Origin of the sequence: Paenibacillus woosongensis, assembly GCF_030122845.1 — a bacterium.
GTDB lineage: Bacteria > Bacillota > Bacilli > Paenibacillales > Paenibacillaceae > Fontibacillus > Fontibacillus woosongensis_A.
Genome location: NZ_CP126084.1, coordinates 1,800,687 through 1,826,927, shown reverse-complemented (window position 1 = coordinate 1,826,927; position 26,241 = coordinate 1,800,687). Strand labels below are relative to the sequence as shown.

The following is a 26,241-nucleotide window of genomic DNA, read 5'->3' as shown; positions in this document are numbered from 1 at the left end:
TTAATTATAGCCTATTCCGGCTGGTCATTAAAGACAACAGGGAGCCAGATCACAAAAGTTGTTCCCTCGCCGCGCCGGGTAACCACTTCGACCGAGCCCTGATGCTCATCGATAATCCACTTCGCAATAGAAAGGCCGAGCCCCGTACCCTGAGTGACTCCCCGGGATGGATCCGCCCGGTAGAAGCGTTCGAAAATCTGCGGAATTTCGCTGCGATCCATGCCGATTCCGCTGTCCTTGATCCGGATGCCGACCTGATTGCCCGATTTGACTGCATCGATGACGACTTGCCCTTCGGGAGTATACTTAAAGGCATTCTCAATAAAAATGAACAGCATTTGCTGCAGATAATCTTTGTTGCCGTCGATGCAGGCGTCCTGGATGGCCGTTAAATCCCCCTGCAGCCATAAAGCCTTGCGCGGCAAGAAATTGGCCCGTCGTACGACCTCCTCCACGATCGGGCTCAGCAACTGCGGCTGCTTCTCGATCGTCTGGCCGGCATCGGCCCGGGCGAGCGACAGCATATCATTGATCAGGCGGCTCATCCGCTCGGACTCGTCGGCGATATCGCTTACGGCTTCCAGAGAGAATTTGCGGAGCTGCTCCTCATCCATCGCCCCCGGCTCCTCGCCCTCACGGACCCAGATTTTCTTCAGCAGATCAACGTTCCCCCGAATGGTCGTCAGCGGCGTTCTCAGCTCATGCGAAGCATCGGATACGAAGCGGCGCTGGTTCGCATACGCCTCATCCAACTCCTTATAGAACCCTTCTGTTCGGGCCAGCATGTTGTTTACGGTGCCGATCAGCCTGCCGATCTCATCGCCGGGTCCATCATATTCAATGCGGACGCTCAGGTCCGTCCCCTTCTGAATCCCATTAGCCGCCTCGATAACCTTGCCGATGGGCGCCATCGACTGCCGGGCCAGGAATAAGCCGAATGTGCTTGCTACGGCAATCGTAATAAATGATCCGAACAGCAGCACGGTTTTCAGCTGATCCATGATCCGGTTCTCCGCATTGGTATCCGCGGCAAGCTGGAGCAGACCGACGATCGTATTGCCGTAAACAAGCGGCCTTTCATACAGCATATAAGAGTTTCCATTGATGGTAATGCTCTGAAACACACCTTTTTTGCCGATCTGATCGATGTCAGGAACCGGGAAGACCATTTCGCGGTTCAGCATGCCTTCGGAAATGCGCGTGGAATTTTTGACATAGTTATTCAGCTGCCAGAAGATGCGGGCATCCTCCAAACGGAGAATTTGGCTTCGGTCCATTTGCAAATCCAGTCCTTGAGACAGGCTGACGTTCTGGGATTTTTCAATCTGAGCCCCGTGCTCCTCGACCTTCTTCTTCACTTCCAGAAAAATGTTATACCGTACTATTCCATATATCGATGCGCCGAACATAATCAGCGTAATCGCTAAAATCCCCGTATACCATGCTGTTAGACGTAACCGGATCGACATGCCTAGGAATCCCCTCTCAGAATGTAGCCGGCGCCGCGGATCGTCTGAATGATGCGCTTCCCTCCATGCTCCTCCGTCTTCTGCCTGAGCATTGCAATGTACACCTCAAGCACGTTCGATTCGCCGCTGTAGTCATACCCCCAAATTTTGTCCATAATCAGATCGCGCGTCAGCAGCCGCTTCGGATTTTGCATGAACAGATGCAGCAGCTCAAACTCCTTGGCCGTCAGCTCCAGCCGCTGGCCGCCGCGCAGCACCTCGCGCGAATCCATGTCCATAATGACATCCTCGAAGATCAGCCTGTGGCTTCCCGCCTCTCCTCCTGTGGAATCCTTGCGCCGCAGCAGCGCGCGTACCCGGGCCAGCAGCTCCTCAAGCGCAAACGGCTTCACCAAATAGTCGTCTGCTCCGGTGTCCAGCCCCTTAACCCGGTTCTCCACTTCATCTTTCGCCGTCAGCATAAGTACGGGAACCGTGCTGCCCCCTTCCCTCAACCGGCGGCACACCTCGAATCCGTCCAGCTTCGGCATCATCACGTCCAATATGATCAAATCCGGATCTGCAGTCAGCAGCATCGACAGGCCTTCCATCCCGTCATTCGCTGTATAGACGTCATACCCTTCGAATGCCAGGCCCCGGCGGAGCATGGAAGTAATCTTCTCATCGTCATCGATTACCAGTATTCCCGATCTCACGGCCATCTCTCCTTTTTACCAAAGCCGCTGTCAGCTTAACTTCCGTCTTGCGGCTAGTACCATTGTTCATATCTATATTGTACAACAAATGTCTGCTTGTTTCGTCCGTTCATACCTTATCGGCTATATTAAGAGGCGGCAGGGCAAATTAGCCGTGCCGCCTCTCTTTGTTTCTGCAGACTTCTCATCCGGTTTTATTGCTGCAGGTTAGGAAACTCGTTTTTGTCGCCGATCGTCACCTTCAGATCGATATTCTTGCCGTCGCGCACGATGTTAAATGTAACAACCGTACCTACGGTCTGCTTCTGAATATAAGCGATGAGATCTTCCTTCGTCACGAATTTCTTGCCGTCTGCTCCGGTGATGATATCATATGGACGAAGATCCGCATTGTATGCCGGAGATTTGTAGACAATATCAGAGACGACGGAGCCTTCCTTCACATCGGTTCCCATCTGTTTCGCCACTTCATCCGTCATTGTCATCAGGGTAGCCCCAATGAACGGCACCGGCTTCTTCGGAATTTCCTCGTTATTCTTCAGCTTATCCAGCACTTCGGACACCGTTGACGTCGGAATCGCGAATCCGATCCCTTGAGCATCGGAGCTCACCGCCACGTTAATTCCCACAACTTCCCCGTTCAGGTTCAGCAGCGGCCCTCCAGAGTTCCCCGGATTGATCGATGCATCGGTTTGCAGCAAATGCTCGTATTCCCGGTCCTTCTCGCCATTCTCGCCAGCGATGCGGATACCGCCTCTTTCCTTGGCGCTCAGAACCCCTGCCGTAACGGTATGGTCAAAGCCCTGCGGGTTGCCGATCGCTACCAGCCATTCGCCTACTTGCGTGTTGTCGGAGTTGCCGAGCGGAATGGAAGGAAAATTGCTGTCGCCTTCGATCTTGAGCACGGCAAGATCAAGCTCATAGCTTGTACCAAGCACCTTCGCTTCATAAGGCTTCTCACTGTCCTGAAGTGTTACCTGAACGATATCGGCATTATGCACGACGTGCTCGTTCGTCAGAATGTAACCCGTCTTATCGAAGATGAAGCCGGATCCGATACCGGTTGGCACCAGCTGGTTCGAATTGGAGGAGCTGCCCCCGCCGCTGCCGCCTCCATTGTTTCCATACAGGTCGTCGCCGAAGAAGAAGCGGTAGAACGGATCGTTGCTTTGGCTCCGCTGGCTTTGTCTGCCGGCTTTAACGAGAGTCTCGATCTTCACGACTGCAGGACTAGCCTGCTGCACGACACTGGTAACGTCGCCGGGATTTGTCATCGGGAAGACAGCTGTCGAAGTCTTGGATGATGAGCCGCCGTCTCCTGCCGCCGTCTTGGATTCCGGTGCCGTTGCCGCTGGAACATGCGCTGCTGATTCAGGCGTGAACAGATTGGTCCGGTCTGCGAACACCATCGCTCCGGTCAGAATCAGCATGCCTGCCAGCATGCCCGCCAATACCGATTTGAAGGACGAGCGCTTCGGCCGTTCATTGTACTGCCAGTTGTTGTTTCTTGCTGCTGGCGGTGCCGAATTTCCCGTACCGCTGCCGCCAAATGCGCCAGGCGAGCCTTCCGTAGAATTATAGCTCGTAAAAGAAGATGTAGGGATTGGCTTTACTGGCTGCGGCCTGGTGATTTCTACCTCCTCCGGCTGACGGCGCTCGTAGGATGGGCCTTGCCCGGATTTCTCGCCGTTTTTGCCATAGGATTGAAAAGGTCCGTATGAATAGTAATATGAAGAGGACGAGCCGGACTCCGGAGTTTGCTGCGGTTTGTCATTTCCGTTCTCTCCAAAGCCTTGACCCGGTTTATTTTTTTGATCGTCCATGGTGAATACCTCCTTGCCCCCGGCCTTGCTGGGGTTCTTGTTTACTGTTCTTATTTTGTACTATAAACCTTAAACGTACCTTAAAAACAATTAAAAAGGAGATAAAAGCCTGAAACAACCCACTATTATGCTTCTGTAGCAGAGCAAGTCATGCTAGAAACCTGTCACCCATCCTTGCCGGTGGGCATAAATCGCCAGCTGTGTCCGATCCTCCAGCTCGCATTTCATCAGCAGATTGCTGACATGGGTCTTCACGGTCTTGATGCTGATGTGAAGCTCCTCGGCGATGTCTTTATTGCTCTTTCCTTCGGCAATCAGCATCAGAACTTCCTTCTCCCGCTCGGTCATGCCGGAATCATCACCCTGCACGGTGCGCTGGCGTAGCCCGCGCGTTAGCGCCTGGGCGACGTCTCCAGTCATAACGGGCATGCCCCGATATGCTCCCTGCAAGGCATAAATGAGCTCGGCGGCCGAAACCGTCTTCAGCACATAGCTGACCGCACCCGATTCAATCGCCTGAACGACAAGATCATCCTCGAGAAAGCTCGTCAGGATAACGATCTTTATTTCCGGATATCGGCCCAGCACCTCCTTCGTCGCTTCAGCCCCGTTCATGGAGGGCATCATCAAGTCCATCAGGACGATATCCGGCAGCCCGCCCTCGATGCCTTGATCCAGCAGCTTGACAACCTGATCGCCATCGCTGGCCTCCGCTACGACCTCAAAGCCCGGATCAAGCATTAAATATGTTTTGAGGCCCATGCGCACCATATCATGATCATCCACGATCATTACTCTGATTTTCTTGTCGCTCATCTGCCGTTCTCCCCTCTACTCTTCTTCAAACTTTGGAATATGAACGCGAATCGTCGTCCCTGCCCCCGGCTTGCTAATAATCTCGACATTGCCGCCGAGCTTCTCCGCGCGTTCTTTCATCGTCGTAAGCCCGTATGAACCCTGCTTCTGTGCTCCGTTGCTGAAGAAGCCTTGTCCATCGTCGCTAATGCTCAGTACGACCTGCCGCGGCCCTTCCCTCAGCGACAAGCTGACCAGCTTGGCCCCGGAGTGCTTGACGATATTCGCCATCGCCTCTTGGACGATCAAGAACAGCTGGTGCTCCTTGGCCTCGGATAAATCGCCCTGCAAATCCATGTCCTTCATACCCCGCAGCCCGTTCTGCCGGCAATAATCTGGAAACCACTGATCCAGCGCCTCAGCAAGTGTCTTGCCCACCAGCTCCATCGGCCGCAGCTGCGCAATGAGCGAACGCATCTGTTTCTGAGCCATGTTGGACATTTGAATCAACTGGTCCAGCACCGTCTTCGCCTGGGCTTCGTTCATTTCCAATACCTTCGGCAAAGAGGAAGCCGCCATATGAATCGCGAACAACTGCTGGCTTACCGTGTCGTGCAAATCGCGTGCAAGCCTTCTTCGCTCCTCCAGCACCGCGATCTCCGCAGCCTGCTCCTTCTCGATCACTTCCTGCTCTCCGAACTGCTGGAGCAGCTTCATCTTCTTCTCGACGGCCTCTGTCATATTGTTAAATTCCTGGTAGACGCCGGAAAACGTCTGGTCAGCCGTATCCGGCATGCGAACCGCCAGATTTCCCTTTGCTACCTGAAGCATGTTCAAATGCAGGTAATCCAGCCGCCGCTGTATGCGCTGTCCGGCGATATATCCGATAATCAGAATAAACACAAGAATCCCCGCGATGATGTAAATCCATACCCGAGGATCAATCACGAGGACAGCTCCGAAGATCGAGCCGACATAGAGAGCCACTGCCGTCAGGCTCCCTGTCAACAGGAAGTAGAGCAGCAGCTCCCATTTTGTATTTTTTAATATACGCTGCACGATCATAATCAGCCCACCATGTTTACTTTTACGTCGCCGACGAACACGCTGACGACCAGTTTAATCCGCTTGCCAGCCTCCCCGTAATGCGGCGACTGGGCATTTACGTTGCTTAAGAAGCCTCCGCGCTTTTGCGAGAGCACCTTCAGGTCGCCAATGAGCGCGCTGGAGGTGGCAGTAATGCCGATATCCATATCCTCCGGAATGAATACCTTCACGTCGCCGATAAATGCCGATACATTGATTTTGGTTTCCCCGTAGGGGATTTGCGCTTTCGTCAAATCGATGATCGTATCTCCAATGAAATGCGAAATATTCATGGGCTGCAATTGAAAATAATCCTGTCCGAGATGAACGTCGCCAATAAACCCGGCTTTTGTAATCACTTCCCGCTTCCCGGATTTCGTACTGCTGCCGTGAAAAGTATCATAGTTCATCTTCTTGTCCTGCGGCTTCTCACCAAACTGCGCGTCAGCCTTGTTCGGCGTACCAAAGATTTTATCAAGCGGCGATTCCATTTCCGGATGAAAGGCCGGATCGATCGGCGTCTCAAATGGATTATCTACCGGGGGCGGCGGTATAGGAGGCAGCTCCTCTTTTTTCTCCCGGCGATCCCTCGGTTTAAACAGAATGGATAGACCGAATATAATGAGCATGACCGGGATAAACATTTTGAAGAAATCGGATGCAGCAATATCGAGAAATCCCATATTTCTGCCCAGGAAGTACACGCCTAATACGATCAGAACTAGGCTCCAAACGAAGTTGGAGTCGCCACGCTCCCTGTTCACAAGCTGCAATATTCCGGCCATAATCAAAAATACGGGCCAATAGGTGGAAAACAAATAGCCGAGACTAATATCGGTGTAGCCGAGCTGATTCAGCAAAAAGACGACGCCGACTCCAATAAGCACAAGTCCTCCGAAGATTCGGCCTGACATGTCGTTTTTCATTTACATTCCCTCCATCTTAAGAAGCACGAACTTATTCCTTGAATCTGTTCTAAGTGTACACCATCCTGCAGGGAAGGGACAGCGGCGGCAGATGGAAAACCCTCTCCGTCCCAAGACCGATATGATTCCATTTGCTGGTATGTATTCAAAAATAAATGGCTTCTAACAACAAAAAGAGCGCCCCGTTCAGGACGCTCGTGCTGCTTTATTTTCCGCTTTGATTGCTTGGGTTCGAAACAGCCTTGCGGGAAGCTTTCGCTTTTTGAGCGACCGTTGCCATGCTCTCTTCAGCGAATTCTTCATTGTATTTCTCGTTTGGCGTTTTGTAGCCTGGAGAAGCTGCATTCTTTTGATTTTGGTTTGGCATCTATATTCACCTCCCTTAAGCCGTCGCGTGCATGACATGCAGCGATTGCGTGGATGCATTCGTATTATGCAACCCGGGTAGCGATATTATACCAACTCCAATCAAATCGCCTCGTCCCAAATATCCTCGGGAATTTCCTTATTCACCTCAAGCGCCTTACCCAGCTCGCGGAACATCTCCTCCGTCAGCTTGCCCGTGCCTTTACGGATCACCTGCACCTCGACTTCCTTTTTGCCCCATTCTTTAAATACCTGCTTGGTCGTCGTAAAATACAGATCGATCTTGTTTCCTTTGATCGCTGATCCCTTATCGGCTACAACACCGTATCCATAACCTGGGATATACAAAATCGTCCCGAGCGGAAACACTTTTAAATCGGCGGCGATGGTCGAAATGGTATCCTTGTCCCTGCGCACCTTGACTCCGGAATAAGTGATGCCGTATCCCGGGTGATTGGGCCGTTTGCCTGTAGATTCATAACCCGCCGTATAACCGGTAGCTACCACTTTTACCGTTTGAAATTTCGCTTTGGCCGTCTTTTCTCCAGCATTGGCGCCCGCTCTTTTATCGTGCTGCTCCGATGAGCTTGTAATATATACCGGCTGTGGAATAACTCCCTGCCGAGCTAGGATCGCAGTCGTCTTAAACGTGTTCATCGCCGCGATTTGTTCATAATTTTGCTGCTGAACCGGATTGGCATAAACCGTACTATCCTTACTCATCGATGACACAAGCACGAATATCAGCGTACAACACATACCAAGCCGATCCCAAAAAATAGTTTGGCGCATGTGACAATCTCCTCCCTTATTCCAGAGGATGTCCACATGCGCCAAGGTTTATACCTTTGCTAGACCTAATGCATCTTCCTATATCTTATGGTTCTGAATATCGTCCTGCAGCATGGAAATGACTTCGTCCAGCGACTTCGCACCGAGATCGCCTTCGCCGCGTTTACGCACGGAGACGGTTCCTTCCCTTTGCTCGTTCTCGCCGACAACGAACATATAAGGTATTTTCTCCAGCTGGGCTTCGCGGATTTTGTATCCCAGCTTCTCGTTGCGAAGATCGCTTTCGGCCCGAATTCTGCCGGCAAGCAGCTTTTCCTCTACTTCGCGCGCATAGGCTTCGAAATTGCTGGATACCGGAATGACCTTCGCTTGCACTGGAGCGAGCCAGAGCGGAAGATTGCCTGCAAAATTCTCCAGCAGGAAGGCCGTGAAGCGTTCCATCGTGCCGAGAATGCCGCGGTGCAATACGACCGGACGGTGCTTGGCGCCGTCATCACCGACATATTCGAGCTCAAAGCGCTCTGGGAGCAGGAAGTCGATTTGCACGGTGGATAAAGTCTCTTCCTTGCCAAGAGCCGTTTTGATTTGTACATCCAGCTTCGGTCCATAGAAGGCGGCTTCGCCTTCCGCCTCGAAGAACGGCAGACCTTCCTCCTCGACGACCTCGCGCAGCATGCGCTGTGCCGTGTTCCACATATTATCGTCCTTGAAATATTTCTCGGTATCCTCTGGATCACGATAGGACAAGCGGAACCGGTAATCGTTAATGCCGAAATCTTTGTAAACTTGTCTGATCAAGGCGAGCACGCGTTTGAACTCGTCTTTAATCTGATCCAACCGGCAGAAAATGTGTGCATCGTTCAGCGTCATCGCCCGCACGCGATGCAGGCCAGTCAGCGCGCCCGACATTTCATAACGATGCTGCATGCCAAGCTCGGCGATGCGGATTGGCAGATCGCGGTAGCTGTGCATCTCGCTCTTATACACCATCATATGGTGCGGACAGTTCATCGGCCGAAGCACAAGCTCCTCATTGTCCATAACCATTTGCGGGAACATGTCCTCTTGGTAATGCTCCCAGTGGCCGGAAGTTTTATAGAGCTCCACGTTACCGAGCACTGGAGTGTACACGTGCTGGTATCCCAGGCGCTCCTCGATATCAACGATGTATCTTTCCAGCGTGCGGCGCAAGGTTGCGCCCTTTGGCAGCCAGATCGGCAGACCTTGGCCTACGAGATTCGAGAAGGTGAAGATGCTCAGCTCTTTGCCGAGCTTGCGGTGATCGCGTTTTTTGGCTTCCTCGAGCATATGCAAATGCTGATCCAGGTCGGCTTTTTTGAAGAAGGCCGTACCGTATATACGCTGCAGCATTTTATTGTCGCTGTTGCCGCGCCAGTAGGCTCCCGCCACGCTCAGCAGCTTGAACGATTTAATTTTGCCCGTAGACGGCACATGCGGCCCGCGGCATAAATCGAAGAATTCGCCTTGATCGTAAATGGACAGTACGCTGTCCTCAGGCAAATCGCGAATAAGCTCTAATTTATAAGGATCGCCCAGCTCCGTAAAAATCGCCACCGCTTCCTCGCGGCTCACTTCACGGCGCGTAATCGGCAGATTCTCGCCGATAATCCGTTCCATTTCCTTCTCGATCTTCTGCAGATCCTCTGGATTGATCGGATGCTCCAGGTCCATATCGTAATAGAAACCGTCTTCGATGACCGGACCGATGCCCAGCTTGACTTCCTTGTTGCCAAACAGCCGCTTGACCGCTTGCGCCAGAAGATGAGCCGTGCTGTGCCGCATGATTTCAAGGCCTTCCTTGGAATCCGGCGTAATGATTTCGACCGCTGCGCCGTCTTTTAATCTCGTACTCAGGTCAACGGCTGAACCGTTCAGCTTTCCCGCGAGCGCATTTTTGCGCAGGCCGCTGCTGATCGATGCCGCCACATCCTCCAGAGTGCTTCCGTCTGCATACTCCCGAACTGAGCCGTCCGGTAATGAAATTGATACTGCCACTTTCTGTTCCTCCCTTAGTTTCGTAATTCATTGCCGGAGCGGACAAACAAAAAACGCCCGTCCCGGAAAGGGACGAGCGTTATATACCCGTGGTTCCACCCTCATTCGACCGTTCGCAAGCCGCAGCAAGACAGCATTGGAACAAGTCCTTGTTTAGGCATTATATAACGGTAATGAACCGGCATTCCTTAATATTCGGGCGATAGCCCAAAGTTCGGGAATACAGCTACAAAGGGGTAAACCAAAACCGACTCCGAAGGGAATTCCAGCCGACCGTTCCCTCTCTCTGTACCGTTCGCATTTCTGGTTCATGTCTTTGTCAACGCTTTTCGCTTGAATATTTGTAATTATAATGCTAACGAGGGGTACCGTCAAGAACCCTGGTTCGTCCGACGTTACTTAACCTGATCGCGCTGCCTCGTTTCCTGCAGGAAATCCTTGCACTGCGGACAACGCAGGCAGAGCTCCACTCTTTCCCCAAAAATTTGCCGGATCGTCTTTATCGCCAAAGCTTCCGGTTCACAGGTGTGCAGAAGAATACGTTCCGGAGACAAGGATATCAGCGTGCTGACGATCATATTTTCCATCTGCAGCTCCTGATCCGCCAGGCGCATGACGACGTCTCCGGACGAAACTTCAATTTGGTTTAACCCTTCGTTCAAGATGACGAATTCGCTGCCTCGCTTGTGCATAACGTGAATAAACGGCGTAAGCGGCTCCTGAAAATACACGAAGTATTGCAGCAGCGCGATAAAATCCTCATACTGCTTGTCGAGCAAAAACTCCTCCACCGCGTAATCAATCATTTCGCGCAGCTTCAACCCGTAATCCTGCAGCCTAAAGGTGATAAAACCGTCAAGATCAAGCGCTTCCTGCTGCTCGAGCATTTGCAGAAACGCTGCTTCGACAAGCATAATTCGCGCATTTCTAGCCTCGGCCTGTCCTTCTTCCGCGGTTAGAAACCTGCGATATATCGCTTCTATGGCCTGCTTTTCGCTTTCATCGAGTTCATAATTCTTCGTGAGAATTTTGCGGACAATTCCCGGCTCCTTAACATCAACGACATACTCCGCGACAGCGTTAGCCAATTCAAGCGTTATCTTACTCCATGCGGACTGGGAGCCTTTTCTCGGCTTAAGGCTAATGCTCCATTCCGCTCTAGCGTGTTCGGGCATATATACAAATCCGGAGCTGATGCTCCCTTTATGTAAACCCTTGGTCAACCGCTGCATATACTCGGCGAATTGGCTTGCTGACGCCGCGGATGCGACATTCGTGCTAATTGTAAAAAAATCCATGAACTCGCCCCTTTCCGCTTCCTTTTCAAAGTATATGGTGAGGAGGTAGCAGATATACGGGACGGTCCATGGAAACATCAACAGCTATTCCATTGTTTTGGCAAACAGCTTCCGTGCTGAAAAGGTAACCCTTTGATCACGAAGTAAATCAGTTCTGCATGACAAAGTCTTTTTCAACCTGGCTGTCTTGATCGAATACACGCAGGATCTCATATTTCGTGTTGCGCTGTGCCGGGATTTTGCCGGCCTCGCGGATAATAGACAGAATTGACTCGATATTGACCTTGTAGGTTGCCCCTGCAGAGGAGACAACGTTCTCTTCGATCATCGTGCTGCCGAAATCGTTGCAGCCGTATTGAAGCGACAGCTTGCCGATCTCAGGTCCCATGGTCACCCAGGACGATTGAATGTTCTTTATGTTGTCCAGCACGATCCGGCTGATCGCCACAGTCTTAAGATACTCCCGTGGAGTCTGTCTCTCCCGCTTCAAATTCGTGTTGTCCGGCTGGAACGTCCATGGAATGAAAGCCAGGAAGCCCTCGGAGTCATAGCCGTTCTGCAGGCACTCGTCCTGGGCATCCCGGACCCGCATCAGATGAAGCGCGCGCTCCTCCATCGACTCGCCAAAACCAATGACCATCGTCGCGGTCGTATTCATGCCGATCCGGTGAGCCGTTTGCATGACGTCCATCCAGTCTCTCCAGGAGCCCTTCAGGCGGCTGATTTTACGACGCGTCCGATCATCAAGAATTTCTGCTCCCCCGCCAGGCAAGGAGTCGAGACCAGCCTCATGAATTTGCCGAACCACCTCTTCCAAGGACAACCCGTCCGAAACTTCCTTCATTTTCATAATCTCCGCCGGCGAGAAGGAATGCATCGTAATATCAGGAAATCTTTGCTTGATCGCCTTCAACAGGTCTGTATAATAACTGAACGGCAGGTTCGGGTTCGTACCGCCCTGCATCAGAATTTCGGTACCGCCTACATCGATCGTTTCCTGGATTTTCTGAAAAATGACCTCATCCGGAAGCACATACCCTTCTTCCGACCCCGGTCTGCGATAAAAGGCGCAGAACCGGCAGTATACGTCACACACGTTCGTATAGTTTACGTTCCGTCCGATAACGAAGGTCGCTACCGGTTCGGGATGCATCCGTTCCATCAGAATATTAGCTACGTGCCCCATTTTCTCTACTTCGTCAGATTCGAATAAAGCAATCGTATCCTCCAGGTCAAGTCGTTCTCCGCGAAGCGCTTTGTCTAATATGTCGTCGATTGCAGTCATGGGCTGCCTCCTCTTCTCCCTTAGAATGATCTTTGAGCTCTATTTCACTTGCCCTGATATAAATATCAAAAATTTAGAAATTAAATAGTACGGTTTTATCGTAACATAATCCAGACAGAAAAACAGCACCCGATCCAAGATCGGATGCCGCTCCTCTATATAGACAAATAGAATCTATTATTGCTGGATCACGCGGCAATTTATTGCCTCTCCAATGCCTGTTCCAAGTCGGCGAGAAGATCGCCGATATCCTCGAGACCTACGGAGAAACGAAGCAAGCCGTCGGTAATCCCGCGCTCGTGACGGACCTCCTTAGGCATCGATGCGTGCGACATCATTGCCGGATAGGACAAAATGCTCTCCACCGCACCCAGGCTGACGGCAACCAGCGGAAGCTTAACGCTGCTAAGCACACGCTTGGCGCGCTCCGCGGAGCCTACGTCAAAGGAAACAACCGCGCCGTAACCTGAAGACTGCTTCTCATGAATCTCGCGTCCCGGATGACTGGCCAGGCCGGGATAGAATACGGCCTTGATGTCGCTGCGCTCGCTTAACCACTTGGCGAGCTTCGCTGCACTCTTCTCGCTGTGCGCCATGCGCGCGCCGAGCGTCTTCATTCCGCGCATCAACAGCCAGGAGTCCTGCACGCCCAATACGGTGCCAAGGCCGTTCTGCATATATTTCAGCTTGCGGCCCAGCGTTTCTGTTCTAGTCACGGCAAGTCCGGCAAGAACATCGCTATGGCCGCCCAAAAACTTAGTCGCGCTGTGCAGTACGATATCGACGCCTTGTTCGATCGGCCGCTGATAATAAGGCGTCATGAACGTATTGTCGAGGATGCTCAGCAGGTCATGGGCGTGCGCCCACTCCGTTACTTGGGCGATATCGGTAATTTTTAGCGTCGGGTTGGAAGGCGTCTCCAGATAAACGGCCTTCGTATTCGGCTTGAGCGCGGCCTTCACTTCATCGATTTTCGTCATATCGACGAAGGTTGCTTCGATTCCGAACCGATTCAGGATGCCGGTCAGCAGGCGATATGTACCCCCGTACACATCCTCCGTGACGATGATATGATCCCCCGCCGAGAACAGCATGAAGGCCGTCGAGATCGCCGCCATTCCGCTGGAAAAGGCAAGTCCGCGGTGGCCGCCTTCGAGCACGGCAATATAGTCTTCGAGCGCCTGCCTGGTCGGATTCCCCGAACGGCTGTAGTCATAAGAAGGCGGATTATAGATGTCGTGGTGATGGAAGGTCGACGCCTGATAGATCGGCACGCTGGATGCGCCGGTTGCAGCATCCACTTCCCCGCCGAAATGAATCAGCTTCGTATCGAACTTCCTGTCTTCTTTTCCTGCCCCCGATAATTCAATTGGGTTGCCCTGATCACTCATTCTTGCTGCCTCCTTCAACTTCTGCCCGCGCTGCCTCCAGCGCCTGCTCCAGATCCTGGATAAGATCATCCACATGCTCGATTCCGACAGAGAAGCGCAGCAGGCGGTCATCTACACCAACAGCGTCACGAACCTCAGCCGGGATATCGGCATGCGTCTGCACCGCAGGATACGTCATTAAAGACTCCACTCCGCCAAGGCTTTCGGCAAAGGCGATCAGCTTCAGGTTGCGAAGCACCGGTTCGACATAACGCGCGTCGGAAACTTTAAATGAGAAAATTCCCGTATTTCCGCTCGATTGGGCATTCTGAATCTCATAGCCAGGATGATCCGGCAGCCCCGGATAAAATACTTCAGTCACTTGCGGATGGTTCTGCAAATATTTAGCGATGGCTAGCGCATTGCTCTGATGCCGCTCCATACGCAGCGCCAGCGTCTTCATTCCCCGCATAAGCTGGTAGGAATCCGTTGGTCCAAGCACCGCCCCGATAGAATTATGCAGAAAAGCCATTTCCTCGGACAGCTCTTTGCCTTTGGTCACAATAAGACCCGCCAATACGTCGTTATGCCCTCCGAGATACTTCGTCGCGCTATGGACCACAATGTCGGCCCCCAGCTCGATCGGGCGCTGGAAGAACGGAGTCAGCAGCGTATTGTCGACAATCGTCAAAAGGCCGTGATCACGTGCCCACTGGCTGACCGCTCTAATATCTGTGATCATCATCAGTGGATTCGTAGGCGTCTCGATGATTATCGCCTTCGTGTTTGGCTGTTTAGCTTCTTCAAGGGCGCTTAAATCATTCGTGTCTACATAAGATGCGGTAACTCCGTATTTGGACAATACCCGCTCCAAAAGGCGGTAAGTTCCCCCGTACAGATCGAGCGATACGATCAAATGGTCGCCGCTGGCGAACAAAGTGAATACCGTCTGCAGCGCAGCCATGCCGGAACTACAGGCAAATCCAGCGTCTCCGGACTCGAGCGCGGCCGCCGCTTCCTCCAGCACCGCACGGGTCGGGCTCTTCGTCCGCGAATAGTCGAATCCGGTGCTTTGGCCGAGACGCGGATGGCGGAAAGCCGTTGCCTGATAGATCGGATAGTTTACTGCACCAGTAACCGGCTCCTCAACCGATCCGATCTGCGCAAGTACACTTTCAATGCGGTACTTCTTCTCTGACATTTAACAATCCCTCCACAGCCTATATATGATAAATGAGTCCGCCCTGCTGATCGATATCATAAGGCGTCTCTTGATACACATAGTAATTCAACCAATTGGAGAATAATAAATTTGCATGGGATTTCCAGGTCGACTTCGGTGTGCGGGACGGATCGTCATTTGGAAAATAGTTGACAGGCAGAGCAATATCCAGTCCTTTCGCTACATCGCGGTCGTACTCCCATTTCAGTGAACAGGGATCGTACTCGGAATGCCCGGTGACGAAAATGTGCTTGCCGTCCTTCGTCGCGACAAGATACACGCCCGCTTCCTCGGATTCGGCCAGAATATCGAGCTCCGGCACCTTCTCGATGTCGCTGCGTTCCACGTCCGTATGCCGGGAATGCGGAACCTGGAACACCTCGTCAAATCCCCGCAGCAGCTTGACGTTGGGAATGTTTACGGTGTGCGGGAACACGCCGAAGCATTTCTCTTGAAGCGGGATCTTCCGGACCCCGTAGTGATAGTACAAGCCGGCTTGGGCCGCCCAGCAAATATGCAGGGTTGAAGTGACGTTTGTCTTGCTCCACTCAAAGATCCCTTTCAGTTCTTCCCAATAGTTCACTTCTTCGAATTCCAGCTGCTCGACCGGCGCGCCCGTAACAATCAGTCCGTCGAACCGGCGCGATTTGATTTCGTCAAACGTCTGGTAGAACATTTCGAGATGCTCCGCGGGCGTATTTTTGGACGTATGGGACCGGGGATGGAGCAGAACGATTTCCACCTGCAGCGGCGTATTCCCGAGCAGACGCAAAATTTGCGTCTCGGTCGTCTCCTTCGTCGGCATCAGGTTCAGAATGGCGATCCGCAGCGGACGAATATCTTGGCGGTAAGCCCGGGATTCATCCATCACGAATATATTTTCGTTCTCCAGTACTTCTTTTGCCGGTAAATGATCAGGAACTTTAATTGGCATACTTTCTTCAACTCCTTCTTTCGACAAAACGTTGTTGTTGTGCGCAGTCATCCTATAGTAGAAAGCGGACGCAGCCGATACAAGAAAAACCTTTCTCGCTTAGAGAAAGGTCTTCATCGATATCATGAATGCGCCTCTCTCATCTCTCAGAATCCGAAAACGCCTATACGTCAACGGATCTGCAAGAATTAGCACCGTACGATTAAATCGCCGGTTGCCGGGTATCATCGGGCCAGTCCCTCCACCTGCTCTTGATAAGATTTCGCCATATTTAATTATTTACGGAACACTTTCATTCCCTGAGATCACTTTAAAGGATAAATAGGCTTCCGTCAAGAACCCAGCGCTGATTTGACACCACCTGCAGGTCTTCGCCATATGCTGAAAAATAGCCCCAATATGCTAGGTATGGCTTGATCATGTCATATGTCAGGGTTATACTAGACAAGTGTTAATCAGCTTATGAGCAAAGAGGTGAAACCGATTATGGAAGGCGACCCGAGTCCGCAGAGAACTGCCCCACAACAACAATGGCATAGGAAATCGATCAGCAGAGCGCTCACGGATGAATTGGGGCTCTTTCGTTTTCGTTTCCCGGTGTTTTCATAAAACGCCCGTTTAGGCGTTGCCGGCTGCTGGTCCTTTTTCCTGTGCTCAACCTAGAGCATATTATCCGAGGGATTTGGGGAAAAGGAGAGTGATACCCTTGAAAATTCGTCATGTCAAAGACGGCGTATTTACAACGGTTGATGATGTGGAACTAACGACCACGGCACCGGAGGAAGGCTTTTACTGGATTGATGCGGACGGTGAGGATCTGCAAATACTGCAGCCGCTGTTCTCCTTGCATGACCTGGCCGTAGAAGACTGTTTAACGGAAGAGGAGCAGCGTCCGAAAATCGAAACGTATGACAATCACTATTTCATTGTCGTGAACAGCATCCGCTTTGACGATGAAGAGATCTTCCTGCGGGCTCTGAATATTTTCCTGGGCCGGCATTATATCATTACGGTAACCAACCAAAAAATCAACGAGCTCCGCGCGGTCAAGCCGATACTTTGGGAGCAGGAGGTCAGCGAGCCTGACCGGTTCCTGTATCTGCTCATTGACCTTGTCGTGGACAACTATTTCACGGTCAGCGACCGGATCGAAGCAAAGATCGAGAAGCTGGAAGAAGATATCCTCATGCATACGAAGCGATCTCATCTAAGCGAGATTATCGGCCTGCGAAGCGAAATTTTGTGGCTGAAGAAGATGCTTGGGCCACAGAAGGAAGTTATCAATATTTTAAACAAAAAGGATTTGCGCCTGATCGATGATCAGCTCCAGAAATATTTCAGAGATATATACGAGAACGCTGTAAAAATCTCCGAGAACTTTGAAACGTTCCGGGAGCTGATGGGCAACTTGCGAGAAGCCTACCAGTCTTCGATCGCCAACCGGGCGAACGAGATTATGCGCGTCTTTACCGCAATTACAACGATTTTCATTCCGCTGACGTTGATTACAGGTATTTACGGGATGAACTTCGACAACATGCCTGAACTGCACTGGAAATATTCTTATTACGTAGTGATCGGGATCATGATTGTTCTCGGCGCAGGAATGTACTATTTGTTCCGCAAGCGGGACTGGATTTGAAACAGGAAAGGACGAAGGCCTCCGTATTCCCCGGAGACAGCTTTCGTCCTTTTTGGTTGCATCTGACTGTATATTCGCTCCGCTGCTAGCCCGCATCCCGCACGGTGCTTCTGGCCCTTCGGAAGCGAATCCGGATCAGGCGCAGACGTTCATACAGCATTTCCCGATCCTCGGCCTCCGCGGCCTCCTGGCCATAGACCCGCTGAAGCACCGGCTTTAGGAAGGCGTCTCCGAGCTCTTCATAAGCCTCCATGACCGCCATCTGCTCCTCATCGGGCATTTCTTGCAATTCTTTGTTCACCAGCGGCTCAGTACTATATCCATCCTTCTCAAGTTCCTCAAGTAATTCAATCACCTCCCGGCGGCCCATGGCCACGCGCTCGCGAATCTGCTCCACGCTCAACCCCTCGGCAATGCCTTCAAGCAGCTTCCGGCGCACGCCGTATTTCTCCATTTCTACCCGGAATTTCGCTTCTTTCTGTTTATACAACCAGGAGCGGAGCGTTTCCTGACTGACCTCTTCCTCAACCCAATCCAGCGGGAAAGGACTCGGCTGCGGGTGTCTCCGGGTCATCTCCAGCAGCTCGTCACCAAACTCCCCCGCTTTATTCTGGCCTACCCCCGGCAGCTGCAGCAATTCCTCTAGTGTATGGGGAAGAAATACGCTAATCAGCCTAAGCAGGCGATTGCTCGCGATCAAATAAGGCGCCTTGCGCTCCGTGGAGGCTTTTTTCCTTCTCCAATTGCACAGCTCGGTATAGACCGGTTCATTCGGATGCCCTTCGCTATAACAGATTAGCTTCTGGGCGGTCATCGCCTTGCCGCGAAGCTGATCCTTATCCTCCCAAATGCCTTCGACCGTCGGCTGGAATCCTTCCCCCAGCTTGATAACCAGGCGATGCCGGTAGACATGGAGCATCTCCGACCAGGACGAGCCTTCGTACCAGATGTATTCCTGCTCGCCGTCGGCCGTAATTTCATTCCACCCCATGCGCCACATGCTCTCCTCCTCCCCCATCCAAACCTGCGCGCTTCCGACCACGGCGCCGGCCTCCCGCTTCTCCAGACTGTTCAAAAATATAATTCTCACGATCGTTCCCCTCCCTTAAAATTCAGTACCTGAACGGACATCCGGCTGGAGCATTTCTATTGCACGCAAAAAAAGCACCCCTTCTGCAAAGTTACAGAAGAGGTGCTTCCTCCATTCATATACTGTTATATCCAATGATACCATTTTAAGGATGTATGTCAATGCCTGGCATGTTTTTTCCCATTAGCTGCATTATCCGCTATAATATCTAGGAGCAGCAGCTTAATTCTAAAATATGCAAAACGCGATATGCGCACTATTTGTTCAAGGAGGCAATATCAATGACTAACCCGCACAAAGAGCTGGACTTCCTGTCCGACAGCACGGAAAGCACCTCCACCCGGTTCGTGACCTTCATTGGAGCATCCCTAAAGCGCTTCGATTTGGCGATAACTACGACCAACCGCTTCTACGGCAAGAAGCTCGTTACTGATTTGCAAAATGGCAAAACAGCGATTCTAGGCACGGATGACCTGGAAGAGGAAGGCTATCTGGAGCATGTCTACAATCTGGAAGAGGAAGAAGCCGATGAGCTGAAATCCTTCCTGTATCAGGTTGTGGGTGATCCTTATTTTACGGATTAAAGCCCTTTGAATTAAAGACTAGGGTATTGCTAAGATGCCGCCCGGCCGTGGTGAGCATCTTGCCCCCTCCATAAAGCGCGGAGGATGCTCCGCCATCCAAATTCATCGCTTGCTTCGCTCCCAGCGTCTTCATAATATCCGCCCATTGCTTCATCGTGGCTGCAGGGACGGTCGCCAGCATAATGGAACCATCCGGCATGATGGCGATTCCGCTGCGGGCTGCCGAGCTGGTCAATATTTTCGCATCGTTGAACCCCTCAGCAGCCGCATTCAAAGCAACCTTGCCGTCCTTCACCAGGCGAGGCCCTGCACCGACAGCGGTAACGACGTCCTCCCAAGCGGGCAGCGGGTCGCCTTGCGGGTTTTTGTAGCTGAGGCTCAGTTCTACCTCGCTTCCGATTACAAACCGCTCCGCCATGTTCTTCTCTGTTCCCGTAAAGACAAGCACATACCCGTTCTTCGGAATGTCGGCATTGGCGTTGACTTCATTTTTAGCGACCTTGCCTTCGACTACCGTAACGGCCAGACCGCCGGAGAATCCGACCTTGCCGCCTCGGGCCGGCGTAAACATAATGCTGACGTTGCTTCCTGCAAGCGGCACCCGGTTCATGAAGGTGGCATACCAGCCCTTTGACTTGCCTTCCGGAGAGACGACCGTGCCGGTAATGGAAATACGCAGCTCGTCCATGATTGCCGTGCCGTCCTTCTTAAAGCCGATCGTCGTGCCGTTTCCGCCCTTGTGCATCACTTCACCGTCCGCGATCAGTGTACCGTAAGGATCTGGCGGCCCGCCGTAAGCTTCAAAGAAAGCTCCATTAATCGCAGCTTCCGCCTTGTAGCTTTTGATGATCGATGCAAATTCCTCCGTGCTGCCCACCTGCCTCTTGGCTAACCCTACCGTGACCGGCGTGCCCTTTGGAATACGTACGGTTTGCACGGTGAAGCTCTTGTTCCCGACCTTCACTTTCTTCGTTTCTTGCTTGATGCTTGGAGTCTGGGCTGCCGCCGCAATTCTCCCGCTAGCCGTGAAAAGCCCGGCAAGCAGGAAAACGGCAAGGCAAACTGCGGCCCCTCTTCGCCAGTTGCGCTTATTCATTAGTCGCGGCCACTCCCATCCAATTGATGATGCTTGCCATTTCCAATTCTTCGAATTTAGCGGCAACTTGAGCATGGTTCAGCTCTAGGCGGCAAGCCTCCTGATCGCATACAAGCTCTACGTCGCAGCGGATCTCCGCAAGCTGCCTGGACAGATGCAGCATGTCGAGGTCAGCCTCGATCTTGGTGCGAATCGACCTGGAGAGCTTATCCAGATTACTAAGGATGCCGTCGACCGAACCGAACTCCAGCACCAGCTTGAGCGCGGTTTTCTCACCAATGCCGCGAACCCCCGGATAATTGTCGCTCGTATCCCCCATCAATCCTTTAAGATCGACGATTTGGGCAGGAGCCAGCTGCTTCTCCTCCATTAAGCTTTGCGGGGTATATACACTATAGTTGCCATGACCCTTTTTCATAATGATTACGCTTGTCGTCTCATTGACCAATTGGAGCATATCATGATCGCCCGTTAAAATATAGACGTCCATCTGCTCGCTAAAACGGGTGGCCAGTGTTCCGATGCAGTCATCCGCCTCAAATCCGGGAGCGCTGACGTTCGGTATTCCCAAACTATCCATGACTTCCTGAATGAGCGCAAACTGCGGGATCAGGTCGTCAGGCGCCTCGGAGCGATTGCCTTTATAGGCGGCGAATTGCTCCGTCCGGAACGTCTTACTGCCTAAATCCCAGCAGCAGGCGATATGGGTCGGGTTGAACTTCTGCACCGCGTCCCAAAAATATCTCATGAAGCCGTATACCGCATTTGTCGGCAGTCCGGCTTTCGTTCTGCGTATATAGCCCGTGGCAGCCGAGGCGTAATATGCACGAAACATAAGCGCCATCCCGTCCACCAGCAGCATGCTGTCTTTACTCTTAGGTATAACCGTCAAATTACTCTCTCCCTATAGCGGCCTGGCGCTAATTGCCCCAGACCCGTTCATATTCTTCAGGCTTGAAGCCAACCGTGACCTGTTTGCCGTCACTGACCAATGGACGTTTGATCAGCATTCCCCTGGATGAGAGCAGCGCGATCTGCTCTTCGCGGGACATGCCTGGCAGCTTGTCCTTTAATCCTTCCTGTCTATATATCTCTCCAGACGTATTGACGAATTTCTTCAGTTCAAAACCGCTTCGGTCAATCCAAGCGGACAATTCCTTCGCGTCCGGCGGAGATTCCTTAATGTCGCGAAGCTCCAGCTCATGGCCTTGCGCCTCCAGCCACTTTACCGCACTGCGGCAGGTGCTGCATTTCGGGTATTGATACACAATCAGCTTACTCATTGCTGCACAACCTCCTGATCCAATAAATAAAATTATCATCTCTATGATTAAATCATAGCTATCAATGCCTGCTCCAGACTTGCCATATCCGGAGGAAATGGAGCATGAAAGCTCATAAATTCTCCGGTCAGCGGATGACGGAAGGCCAACTCGGAGGCATGCAGAGCCTGACGCTGGATAAGGCCATCCAGCATTCTGCCGGGATTAGCCTCATCCCAATCGGCCTGATCCGGCGAACCTGGACTGCCCGGCCTTTGATACATCTTATCTCCGATAAGCGGATGCCCAATCGAAGTCATATGCACCCGAATCTGATGCGTCCGGCCCGTGCCCAGCCGCAGCTCAACTTTGGATGCCGGTCCCATCGCCTGTGCCGTTGAATAATAGGTCAGCGCCGGATAACCGGACGAAATGACGATCCGGCGATGCGGCTGCTCGGGATCGCGGTCAATCGGCCCGTCAATTGTTCCTTCTGGCGGATCTGGCGTCCCATGCACGAACGCCACATATTTTTTATCCACCTGTCCTGCGATCATCTGTTCGGAAATATGCTGATGCACGTAAGCATTTTTGGCGATGGCCAGCACGCCGCTCGTCTCCTGGTCCAAACGGTGCACGGGCCTGAACCGGAACATTTCGCCTTTCTCCCGCCAATAATGCACCACTCCATTCGCCAAAGTCTCCGTATAATGCCCGTGGGTTGGATGGACGATCATTCCTGGCGACTTATTGACGATTAACAGTGCGTCGTCCTCGTAAATGCAATCGAAAGGAATCGGCTGCGGCAAAATGTCCTCGGATGTCTCCTTCTCCAGAGATATGGCAGCGATATCCCCGCTCTTTACGGGAACGCTGATATACACCCTTTCCCCGTTCAGTGTAATCCCCTTCTCGGTCAGCTTCAGTCTGGACATCAGCTTTCTGGATACGCCCAGCCGGCGCTGTAGGAGCTTCTTAAGCTGCCAGCCGTCCTCTTCCTCCGTTACTACGTATACAATAGGGTCGTAGTATTGCGTCATGATTTCCGACCGAACACCTTTGCGCTGCGCACATATTCTGTATCCTGCACGTGCATGCGGGCATTCGCCGTCCGGGCCGCGGCAAAGAAGTAATCCGACAGCCGGTTCAAATACGTCAGCACCTCCGGATTGACCTCATGCTGATGGCCCAAGGTAACCGCCCGGCGCTCGGCGCGGCGGCATACCGTCCGGCATACATGCAGTATAGCTGCCAGGGAAGTCCCTCCGGGCAAAATGAACTTTTCCAGCGGCGGGTTATTCTGTTCCAGGCGATCTATCCATGTTTCCAGCCGTTCAGCCAGCTCGGCTCCGACCTTGTAACGATCCTCGTTCAATCTGGCATAAGCCAGATCGGAGCCGCAATCGAACAGCTCATGCTGGATTTGCAGCAGTTCTTCCTTCAGGTCCGCGAATACCCCGGAATTGGTATCCATCAAGCTCACGGCCTGACCGACAAAGCTGTTCAGCTCATCAATCGTTCCATAAGCCTCGATTCGGACATCGTCTTTATCCACTCTGCCGCCGATGATGGAGGTCTGTCCCGCATCCCCGGTTCTTGTGTACAAATTCACTTTAATCCCCCATTCAAGCAAAAATCATATATGTCCAATATAACATATTCCTGCCCTCGTTTACTCCATCGTCCCCTTCCCAGCCTGAGCCGTTGCAGCGTCGCCGGACATAAAAGAGGCGATCCGTCTTCCGGATCACCTCTTTGCGCAGGATGCTATAGATACAAGCCTGGATTATTTTGCTTTCTGACTCTTCATAAATTCATTGATTTTTAAATCAAGCAGGCTGCTGATCTCGATGACAATGTCTGATGTAAAAGACTTCTCCTCTAAAAATATTTCTTCCATTCTAGTTCGGAGCAGTTGAATTTCATCTTCCAATGTCAATGCTTGTGGTGATATCGTCCGGCCTTCTTCGCCCATCCATTGATTCGTTGCATCGCCTTCAGCAATATGACCGCCCATCTTCTCGTACGGCATGTTGTATTCACCACAAAACAAAAGTTATCCCTCCCTGCGAAACTCAAGCTCTACCAAAACCAAATTATAACATGATCATTGGACAATGATCAAATAATAAATGAGAAATTTGTTAATAACCCCCATTTACTAAAAATCACCGGAAGCTCAGCCCTGCTTCAGCTTATGAACGAATTTCCCCATCCGGTCCAGCGCTTCATTAATCTGATTGACCGAAGTCGCATAGGAGCAGCGCAGGTATCCTTCGCCGCCAGCGCCAAAAGCAGTGCCGGGTACGGCTGCCACTTTAGCTTCGAGCAGCAGTCGCTGGGCAAATTCATCCGAGCTAAGGCCGGTAGTTTCTATGCCAGGAAAAGCATAAAACGCGCCTTGCGGCTCGTGGCAGGATAATCCGATGTCCCGAAGTCCCTGGACAATCAGCCTTCTTCGCTGATTATAGGATTCGACCATCTGATCCTTCTCCTCCAAGCCATTCTTGAGCGCTTCTAAAGCGGCGACCTGTCCCATCACGGGTGCACACATCACCGTATACTGATGGATCTTTAACATCGCATAAATCAGTTCCGGATGGCCGCAGGCATAACCCATTCTCCAGCCCGTCATGGCAAAGGCTTTCGAAAAGCCGTTGACAAGAATCGTGCGATCCTTCATTCCCGGAAGGGAGGCGAAGCTGACATGCTTGCTGCCGTAAGTAAGCTCGGCATAAATCTCGTCGGAAATGACAATCAAATCATGCTTCTCCACCAATTTGGCAATCGGAAGCCAGTCTTCGTAAGTCATGATTCCGCCCGTTGGATTGCTGGGATAATTCAAAATCAGCACCTTGGACTTCGGCGATATTTTCGCTTCTAGGTGCTCCGCCTTTAGCTTGAAATTATCCTTCGCGTAAGTTTCGATCTCCACGGGGACTCCTCCGCCGATAAAAGATATCGGGGAATAGGAGATGTAGCAAGGAGCTGGAACAAGTATTTCATCCCCCGGCTCAATCAGCGCGCGGAGCGCCAAATCAATCGCTTCACTCCCGCCTACCGTAACCAGAATTTCATCCTTGGGATCATAGTTCAGGCCGAACCCATTGTGCAAATACTCCGCAATAGCCTCGCGCAGCTCGGGCGTACCGGCGTTGGAGGTATAGCTCGTGTAACCCCTCTCCAAAGAATAGACGCAGGCTTCCCGGACATGCCATGGCGTAATAAAGTCAGGCTCGCCCACGCCGAGAGTGATGATATCTTTATTGCCGCTGGCAAGATCGAAGAACTTCCGGATCCCGGAAGGCTGAATCTCTCTTACCCGGGGGGCCAAATAAGATAACATCGATTTGTCCGAATATTGTTGCGATTCTACTGTCATAATATTACTTCCTTTACGGAGAAATCATGAGACGGCGGTCTTCTTCGGGATCTTCAAAGATAATGCCGTCCTGTTTGTATTTCTTAAGTATGAAATGGGTCTTTGTCGAGAGCACCGACTCCAGTGTCGACAGCTTGTCGGAGACGAAGCTGGCTACCTCTTTGAGCGTGCGCCCTTCGACTTCTACTAGCAAGTCGTAGGCTCCTGACATGAGATAGACCGATTTGACCTGAGGGAACAAATAAACCCGCTCGGCAATGGCCTCGAACCCTCGCCCGCGCTCCGGGGTAATTTGCACCTCGATCAAGGCGGTTACTTTCTCATCATCCAATTTGCCCGAGTTGACGACCGTCGCGTATTTGACGATGACGTTGTCTTCCTCTAGCTCCGCGATCGCCACAGACACCTCATCCTCAGTTACTCCCAGCAGGGTTGCCAGAAGAGCAGGGCTTCTTCGGGCGTCTTCTTTCAGAAGGTCCAGCACTTTCAGTTTCAATTCGCTAAGTGGTTTCATGCTTCATCCTCCAGCGCTGTTCCAGTGGAGCGGGACACTCGTTCCCCCTGCTCACCGGAATCTAAATTTAATACTTATATTACATGAATTTAGGAGTCCTGCAAAGAAAAACCGTCCGTTTCGGGAGGCGCTCCTTAGGCGGACGGTTGTATGGGGCTGCTCTTTAACTCTTGTGCTTGAGCCGCTTCAAAAACGGGTTATTAACTGTAAGTATGGTTTCCTGCATTTTGCTGCATATTGGCTTGCGGCGCCTGGCTGCCGCTGCTCATTTGCGCGGTGCGCTGCTGCGTAAATTGCTGAAGCTGCTGCTGGGTCTGCTGAGCCTCCTGCAGCTTCTTGTCAACCTCCGTACGAGTCGCCTTGGATGGAGCCGTATACATATTTTGGCTGCTCAGCAGCTGGAACAATTGTCCTTGGAGCTGCAGCGTGCTGTCCGTCAATTGAGTAAACATTTGCCGTACGGAAGGGCACGCGGACTCGGTCGTCGCTGTCGTATATTCCCGTACGGTCCGTTTAAGGTCGGCCAAAATGACATTTAGCAAATCTTCCTCGGGCAGCAGGTTTGCATTTTGAAATTGTGAAGTAGAGGTCAAA

Annotated in this window: 26 protein-coding genes and 1 riboswitch; of the genes, 2 read left to right on the top strand and 24 right to left on the bottom strand. The window is 52.0% G+C overall.

Annotated features, from left to right (window positions below; genetic code table 11):
• Positions 1 to 11: 11 nt before the first annotated feature.
• The 14 genes from QNH46_RS08155 to metA form a co-directional block, all read right to left on the bottom strand.
• A complete protein-coding gene (locus tag QNH46_RS08155) occupies positions 12 to 1,469 on the bottom strand; it encodes a sensor histidine kinase (protein ID WP_283927661.1) in 1,458 nt (485 codons plus the stop codon).
• A gap of 2 nt (positions 1,470 to 1,471) precedes the next feature.
• Entirely contained in the window at positions 1,472 to 2,164 is a 693-nt protein-coding gene (locus tag QNH46_RS08150) for a response regulator transcription factor (RefSeq protein ID WP_280530398.1), read from the bottom strand.
• 194 nt (positions 2,165 to 2,358) lie between these two features.
• Positions 2,359 to 3,987: a S1C family serine protease gene (locus QNH46_RS08145; RefSeq protein WP_283927660.1), complete on the bottom strand. Its 1,629-nt coding sequence runs from the start codon at positions 3,985 to 3,987 to the stop codon at positions 2,359 to 2,361.
• A 153-nt stretch (positions 3,988 to 4,140) separates the two neighbouring features.
• Complete coding sequence (locus QNH46_RS08140) at positions 4,141 to 4,803, bottom strand: response regulator (protein WP_283927659.1); 663 nt, start codon at positions 4,801 to 4,803, stop codon at positions 4,141 to 4,143.
• A gap of 15 nt (positions 4,804 to 4,818) precedes the next feature.
• Entirely contained in the window at positions 4,819 to 5,847 is a 1,029-nt protein-coding gene (locus tag QNH46_RS08135; RefSeq protein WP_283927658.1) for a sensor histidine kinase, read from the bottom strand.
• Positions 5,848 to 5,849: 2 nt separating this feature from the next.
• Positions 5,850 to 6,794: a cell wall-active antibiotics response protein LiaF gene (gene liaF / locus QNH46_RS08130; RefSeq protein WP_283927657.1), complete on the bottom strand. Its 945-nt coding sequence runs from the start codon at positions 6,792 to 6,794 to the stop codon at positions 5,850 to 5,852.
• A gap of 205 nt (positions 6,795 to 6,999) precedes the next feature.
• Complete coding sequence (locus QNH46_RS08125; RefSeq protein ID WP_283927656.1) at positions 7,000 to 7,161, bottom strand: hypothetical protein; 162 nt, start codon at positions 7,159 to 7,161, stop codon at positions 7,000 to 7,002.
• Positions 7,162 to 7,262: 101 nt separating this feature from the next.
• Positions 7,263 to 7,817, bottom strand: coding sequence for a 3D domain-containing protein (locus QNH46_RS08120; RefSeq protein WP_430691925.1), 555 nt, complete (start codon positions 7,815 to 7,817; stop codon positions 7,263 to 7,265).
• A 213-nt stretch (positions 7,818 to 8,030) separates the two neighbouring features.
• Complete coding sequence (thrS, locus tag QNH46_RS08115) at positions 8,031 to 9,968, bottom strand: threonine--tRNA ligase (RefSeq protein WP_283927654.1); 1,938 nt, start codon at positions 9,966 to 9,968, stop codon at positions 8,031 to 8,033.
• Between the two features lie 395 nt (positions 9,969 to 10,363).
• Positions 10,364 to 11,266: a putative sporulation protein YtxC gene (locus tag QNH46_RS08110; protein WP_283927653.1), complete on the bottom strand. Its 903-nt coding sequence runs from the start codon at positions 11,264 to 11,266 to the stop codon at positions 10,364 to 10,366.
• Between the two features lie 148 nt (positions 11,267 to 11,414).
• Positions 11,415 to 12,551: a cyclic dehypoxanthinyl futalosine synthase gene (mqnC, locus tag QNH46_RS08105; protein ID WP_283927652.1), complete on the bottom strand. Its 1,137-nt coding sequence runs from the start codon at positions 12,549 to 12,551 to the stop codon at positions 11,415 to 11,417.
• A gap of 200 nt (positions 12,552 to 12,751) precedes the next feature.
• Positions 12,752 to 13,942, bottom strand: coding sequence for a trans-sulfuration enzyme family protein (locus tag QNH46_RS08100; protein WP_283927651.1), 1,191 nt, complete (start codon positions 13,940 to 13,942; stop codon positions 12,752 to 12,754).
• Positions 13,935 to 15,122: an aminotransferase class I/II-fold pyridoxal phosphate-dependent enzyme gene (locus tag QNH46_RS08095; protein ID WP_283927650.1), complete on the bottom strand. Its 1,188-nt coding sequence runs from the start codon at positions 15,120 to 15,122 to the stop codon at positions 13,935 to 13,937. Before QNH46_RS08095 ends, QNH46_RS08100 begins: the two co-directional genes overlap by 8 nt.
• A gap of 19 nt (positions 15,123 to 15,141) precedes the next feature.
• Positions 15,142 to 16,077: a homoserine O-acetyltransferase MetA gene (gene metA / locus QNH46_RS08090; RefSeq protein ID WP_283927649.1), complete on the bottom strand. Its 936-nt coding sequence runs from the start codon at positions 16,075 to 16,077 to the stop codon at positions 15,142 to 15,144.
• 136 nt (positions 16,078 to 16,213) lie between these two features.
• A riboswitch (SAM riboswitch) is annotated at positions 16,214 to 16,338 on the bottom strand.
• Between the two features lie 445 nt (positions 16,339 to 16,783).
• Between metA and corA the strand changes: the two genes are divergently transcribed.
• Entirely contained in the window at positions 16,784 to 17,719 is a 936-nt protein-coding gene (gene corA, locus QNH46_RS08085; protein ID WP_283927648.1) for a magnesium/cobalt transporter CorA, read from the top strand.
• A gap of 85 nt (positions 17,720 to 17,804) precedes the next feature.
• Here corA and QNH46_RS08080 read toward each other — a convergent pair whose 3' ends face one another.
• Positions 17,805 to 18,809 carry an HRDC domain-containing protein gene (locus QNH46_RS08080; protein ID WP_283927647.1) on the bottom strand — a complete coding sequence of 335 codons (1,005 nt, stop codon included), beginning with the start codon at positions 18,807 to 18,809 and terminating at the stop codon, positions 17,805 to 17,807.
• A 281-nt stretch (positions 18,810 to 19,090) separates the two neighbouring features.
• Here QNH46_RS08080 and QNH46_RS08075 point away from each other — a divergent pair, with 281 nt between their 5' ends.
• On the top strand, positions 19,091 to 19,393 hold the full coding sequence (locus tag QNH46_RS08075) for a DUF3055 domain-containing protein (RefSeq protein ID WP_155609345.1): 303 nt from the start codon (positions 19,091 to 19,093) through the stop codon (positions 19,391 to 19,393).
• Here the strand turns inward: QNH46_RS08075 and QNH46_RS08070 are convergent.
• The 9 genes from QNH46_RS08070 to QNH46_RS08030 form a co-directional block, all read right to left on the bottom strand.
• Entirely contained in the window at positions 19,383 to 20,489 is a 1,107-nt protein-coding gene (locus QNH46_RS08070; protein ID WP_283927646.1) for a phosphodiester glycosidase family protein, read from the bottom strand. The two genes, QNH46_RS08075 and QNH46_RS08070, sit on opposite strands and share 11 nt — an antisense overlap.
• Positions 20,482 to 21,351 carry a 5'-3' exonuclease gene (locus QNH46_RS08065; protein WP_283928383.1) on the bottom strand — a complete coding sequence of 290 codons (870 nt, stop codon included), beginning with the start codon at positions 21,349 to 21,351 and terminating at the stop codon, positions 20,482 to 20,484. Before QNH46_RS08065 ends, QNH46_RS08070 begins: the two co-directional genes overlap by 8 nt.
• A gap of 58 nt (positions 21,352 to 21,409) precedes the next feature.
• Positions 21,410 to 21,772 (bottom strand): arsenate reductase family protein, encoded by a 363-nt coding sequence (locus tag QNH46_RS08060; protein WP_283927645.1) that lies wholly within the window; start codon positions 21,770 to 21,772, stop codon positions 21,410 to 21,412.
• Between the two features lie 47 nt (positions 21,773 to 21,819).
• On the bottom strand, positions 21,820 to 22,791 hold the full coding sequence (locus tag QNH46_RS08055) for an RluA family pseudouridine synthase (RefSeq protein ID WP_283927644.1): 972 nt from the start codon (positions 22,789 to 22,791) through the stop codon (positions 21,820 to 21,822).
• Positions 22,788 to 23,363 carry a cob(I)yrinic acid a,c-diamide adenosyltransferase gene (locus QNH46_RS08050; protein ID WP_283927643.1) on the bottom strand — a complete coding sequence of 192 codons (576 nt, stop codon included), beginning with the start codon at positions 23,361 to 23,363 and terminating at the stop codon, positions 22,788 to 22,790. The genes QNH46_RS08055 and QNH46_RS08050 overlap by 4 nt, the downstream gene beginning before the upstream one ends.
• 174 nt (positions 23,364 to 23,537) lie before the next feature.
• Entirely contained in the window at positions 23,538 to 23,783 is a 246-nt protein-coding gene (locus tag QNH46_RS08045) for an aspartyl-phosphate phosphatase Spo0E family protein (protein ID WP_155609350.1), read from the bottom strand.
• Positions 23,784 to 23,930: 147 nt separating this feature from the next.
• Positions 23,931 to 25,133 (bottom strand): aminotransferase class I/II-fold pyridoxal phosphate-dependent enzyme, encoded by a 1,203-nt coding sequence (locus tag QNH46_RS08040; RefSeq protein ID WP_155609351.1) that lies wholly within the window; start codon positions 25,131 to 25,133, stop codon positions 23,931 to 23,933.
• 13 nt (positions 25,134 to 25,146) lie between these two features.
• Positions 25,147 to 25,647 carry an Lrp/AsnC family transcriptional regulator gene (locus QNH46_RS08035; protein ID WP_155609352.1) on the bottom strand — a complete coding sequence of 167 codons (501 nt, stop codon included), beginning with the start codon at positions 25,645 to 25,647 and terminating at the stop codon, positions 25,147 to 25,149.
• A gap of 200 nt (positions 25,648 to 25,847) precedes the next feature.
• Positions 25,848 to 26,240 carry a spore coat protein gene (locus tag QNH46_RS08030; protein ID WP_283927642.1) on the bottom strand — a complete coding sequence of 131 codons (393 nt, stop codon included), beginning with the start codon at positions 26,238 to 26,240 and terminating at the stop codon, positions 25,848 to 25,850.
• Position 26,241: the final 1 nt, after the last annotated feature.